3 protein-coding genes are annotated in these 4,145 nt (G+C 75.7%); all 3 read right to left on the reverse strand.

Going from position 1 to position 4,145, the window contains the following annotated elements:
- On the reverse strand, positions 1-871 hold an 871-nt coding region (locus tag AB0J68_RS28320), incomplete at its 3' end, for a serine/threonine-protein kinase (protein WP_363941470.1).
- A gap of 178 nt (positions 872-1,049) precedes the next feature.
- Positions 1,050-3,014, reverse strand: coding sequence for a protein kinase (locus AB0J68_RS28325; protein WP_363941469.1), 1,965 nt, complete (start codon positions 3,012-3,014; stop codon positions 1,050-1,052).
- Positions 3,015-3,097: 83 nt separating this feature from the next.
- Positions 3,098-4,145, reverse strand: a 1,048-nt coding sequence (locus AB0J68_RS28330; protein ID WP_355067172.1) for a glycosyltransferase family 4 protein, incomplete at its 5' end; no start/stop codon positions are given.

The following is a 4,145-nucleotide window of genomic DNA, read 5'->3' on the forward strand; positions in this document are numbered from 1 at the left end:
CCGCGGCCGCCGACCGCGACCGCCCCGCCGGGCCGACCGGGGTGGACGCTGCCGACCGGCCCGCGCTGCGGACCGCCGCCACCGCCGAGGTGGGAGCCGGCCCGGCTGGGCGGTCGCGGTCGGCGGCCGCGGCGCGCAGCAGCTGCTCGGCCTCGATGGCGGTCAACCGCCGCCAGGGGTCGCGCTGCAACAGGCCGGTGATCACCGGACGCAACGGGCCGGCCCGGCGCATCGGATCCGGCGGTTCGGTGGCCAGCGCGCTCAGCGTCGCCATCGCGCTGGACCGGGCGTACGGGGACTGCCCCTCGACCGTGGCGTAGAGCGTCGCGCCCAACGACCACAGGTCGGTACGCGGATCCGACACGCCTTCGCGGGCCCGCTCCGGCGCGACGAACTGCGGCGAGCCGAGCACCAGGCCCGGGCCGGTCATCGCCCCGTCCCCGCCGTCGAAGGTCGCCAGCCCGAAGTCGGTGAGCACCACCCGCCCGTCGTCGGCGACCAGCACATTGTGCGGCTTCACGTCGCGGTGCAACACGCCGGCGCTGTGCGCCGCCCGCAACGCCGCGAGCACGGCCAGCCCGATCCGGGCGGTACGTTGTGGACTCAGCGGGCCCTCGGTGTTGATGATCTGCTGCACCGACCGGGATGCCACGTACTCCATCACGATCCACGGATTTTCCCGGTCGTGCACCACGTCGTAGAGACGCACGACGTTGGGATGGTTGAGCCGGGCCGCCGTGCGGGCCTCGCGCATCGTCCGCAGTCGTAGTTCGGCGCGCTCGGCCTCGGCCAGCCAGGATGGCGGCACGACCTCCTTCACCGCCACGTCCCGGTGCAGCATCTCGTCGCGGGCCAGCCATACCCGGCCCATCCCGCCGGTGCCGACCAGGTCGAGCAGCCGGTACCGACCCGCGATCAGCAACTGCTGCACGGTCGCTCCCCCTCGGTCACCCCGAGTTACACGATAGCCACCAACGCGGCTTTTCTCATCCGCTGAGCGGCCTCGATCCACGCCGGACGGAGGGCCGAGCAGGGCCATACGGCGCAGGTCAGCGGGGTGGTCGGAAACTCTTTCGCACCGTCGTCCAGTCCGCGTCGGCGGCCGTCCAGTCCCGGTCGTCGGTGATCCAGCCCAGGGTCCAGCGCTCGTCCGGGAGGACCTCCTGCCGGGCGTGCAGCACCGGGCCGTACGGGGCCGTCCACCGGCACTCCCACTCCGCGCCGCCGCCGCCCGCGGCGAGCCGGATCTCGTCGTAGTTCGGCAGCGCCCCGACCCGGGCCGCGTCGTCGCGGGCCGACCGCAGTCGGGTCAGCGGGTCGGCCGCCGCACCCGGCGCGACGCTCAACGCCCGACCGGTGGCCGGGTCCTGGAAACAGACCACCGCGCCTTCGCGTGAGTAGTGCCAGGTCGCCGGCACGGAGACCCGGAAGCCGGTGCTGTCGGCGTGCCAGACCCAACCCGTGGGTGGCCGCAACCGCTCGCCCGGCAGGGGTGACCCGGCCGCGACCGGCAGCCCCGCGACGTCCGGATGGACGCAGGGGAACGGCGGCGGGGGCACGTCGCGGCCATTCGGCGCCGGGCCGGGCCGGCCGGGGCCACCACCGCCGTACGGCCCGCCGGGCCCGCCACCGCCGTACAGGCCGCCCCGGTCATCGCCGGAGCCCCCGTTCGTGCCGCTGGCGTCGTTCGGACGATCCGCAGGTGTCGCGGTGGACCGCCCGGCGGTGTCGGTCGGGGCGTCACCGGCGACGGCCAGCGCGGTGCCCACGCCAGCCGCGGCGGCCACGAGCAGCGCGGTGACGACCAGCGCGGCCCGCCGCGCCGTCGGCCGCTCGCTCAGTCGTCCGCCCAGTCGCTCGGACGTCGCAGGAGCGGGGGTTGTCGCATCCGCCCAGGCCCGGGCGCTCGGTTCGCCGCTCGGGCGGGCGTCGGTCGCAGCGTTTCCCGGTGGAACGGCCTCGCTGCCGCTGGTGGTGGTGGTCGGGTCGGACTCGGGCAGCGGGATGGTGACGTCCTGGTCGGCCGGTTCCCCGGAGGCGGACGCCGCCGAGGCCGAGGAGCCGGTTGGGGCCGGGGAGCCGGTCGAGCCGGTCGAGGCCGAGGAGCCGGTTGGGGCCGAGGAGCCGGTTGGGGCCGGGGAGCCGGTCGCGGGCGAGGAGCGGGTCGGGGCGTTGGCTGCGGCTTCCCGCGAGTGCGCCGGCGGGCTGGGGTGGCCGGTCGCGGCGGTGAGCAGCCGGCGGGCCCCGTCGTGGTCGAGGCGGTCGCGCGGGTCGCGGCGCAGCAGCCCGGCGAGCACCGGGGCGAGCGGTCCAGCGTGCGGGGCCGGGTCGGGTGGGCCCGCGGCCAGGGCGCTGAGCGTGGCCATCGCGTTGCTGCGGGCGTACGGGGAGCGGCCCTCCACGGCGGCGTGCAGGGTGGCCCCGAGCGACCACAGGTCGGCGGCCACCGTGGACACCCCCTCGGCGGCCCGCTCCGGGGAGACGTACTGCGGGGAGCCGAGCACCAACCCGGGGCGGGTCATCGCGCCGTCCCCGCCGTCGAAGGTGGCCAGCCCGAAGTCGGCGAGCATCACCCGGCCGTCGTGGGCGACGAGCACGTTCTGCGGTTTGACGTCGCGGTGCAGCACTCCGGCCGTGTGCGCGGCCTCCAGCGCACCGAGCAGGGCCAGGCCGATCCGGGCGGCGCGGGCCGGCTCCAGCGGCCCCTCGGCGTCGACGACGTCCTGCAGGGTGCGCGACGGGACGTACTCCATCACGATCCACGGGCTGCCCTCGACCGGGACGACGTCGTAGAGCCGGACCACGGCGGGGTGGTTGAGCCGGGCCGCGGCGCGCGCCTCTCGCAGCGTGCGCGAGCGCAGCTCGGCCCGTTCGTGGTCGGCCAGCCAACTGGGCGGTACGACCTCTTTGACCGCGACCTCGCGGTGCAGCATCTCGTCGCGGGCTCGCCACACCCGACCCATGCCCCCGCGACCCACCAGGTCGAGCAGCCGGTACCGACCGGCGATCAGCACCTGCGCACGCTCCTCCTCAGCCGCTGTCCGGGGTACACCCTAACCAGTGGATCGGAAGTCACCTATCGGTCGTCCGACTTGGCTCAGCAGGCGGCGTGGTCGGCGGCGGCGAGCAGATTGCCCTCCGGGATGGCGATCCGGTCACGCCCGCCGGCCAGTCGGGCGGCGGCCCGCCGGGCCTGGAGCGGGCCGTGTTCGCGACGGGCGGTGGCATAGGTGGCGGCGGTGCGGGCCGCGATGCTGGCCCAGCCGTACCGCTCGCCGACCATGCTGCGGGCCCGTCGGGCCACCCGCCTGGCGAAGACCTCGTCATCGAGCAGTTGGTCGACCGCGCCCGCGAGGGCCGCCGGGTCGCTGTGCGGAAACGTCACACCGGTCACCCCGGACTCGACGATCTCGGCGAGGCCGCCGGTGCGGGCCACCGCCAGCGGCGCTCCGGCCGCGGCCGCTTCCAGGGCCACCATGCCGAACGGCTCGTAGAGGCTGGGGACCACCGTCGCGTCGGTCGCGCCGAGCACCGCCGGCAGTTGGGTGGCGTCGAGGAAGCCCGTGAAGCGGACGGTCGAGCCGAGCGCCAAGCGGCGGGCCTCGGCCTCCAACTCGGGGCGGTACGGGCCGTCGCCGGCGATCACCACGCGCAGGCCGGGGTGCCGCTCGCGCAGCCGGGGCACCGCGTGCACGAGGTGCTGCACGCCCTTCTCGTACACCAGGCGTCCGGCGTACCCGACGAGGGGGCCGTCCGCGGCGAACCGTGCGCGGGCCGTGGCGACCGCGCGCGGGCGGGCCCGCCAGGCCCGGTCGTCGACCCCGTTGGGCACCACGTCGACCAGCCCGGTCGGCACGTCGAACAGCGCGCTGACCTGGTCGCGCATGTAACCCGAACAGGTGATCACCCGGGTGGAGGACCCGCTGAGCCAGTGCTCGACGCCGTGGATGGTGCGGTTCATCTCCTCGGGCAGCCAGCCCTGGTGCCGGCCCGCCTCGGTGGCGTGGATGGTGGTGACCAGCGGCAGGTCGAGGTGTTCGGCGAGGGTGGTCGCGGTGTGGGCGACGAGCCAGTCGTGGGCGTGGATGACGTCGTAGCTGCCGGCCTGGGTGGCGCGTAGGGCGGTGCGGGTGAGGGTGTGGTTG

The organism is Micromonospora sp. NPDC049580 (assembly GCF_040675595.1).
GTDB lineage: Bacteria > Actinomycetota > Actinomycetes > Mycobacteriales > Micromonosporaceae > Micromonospora.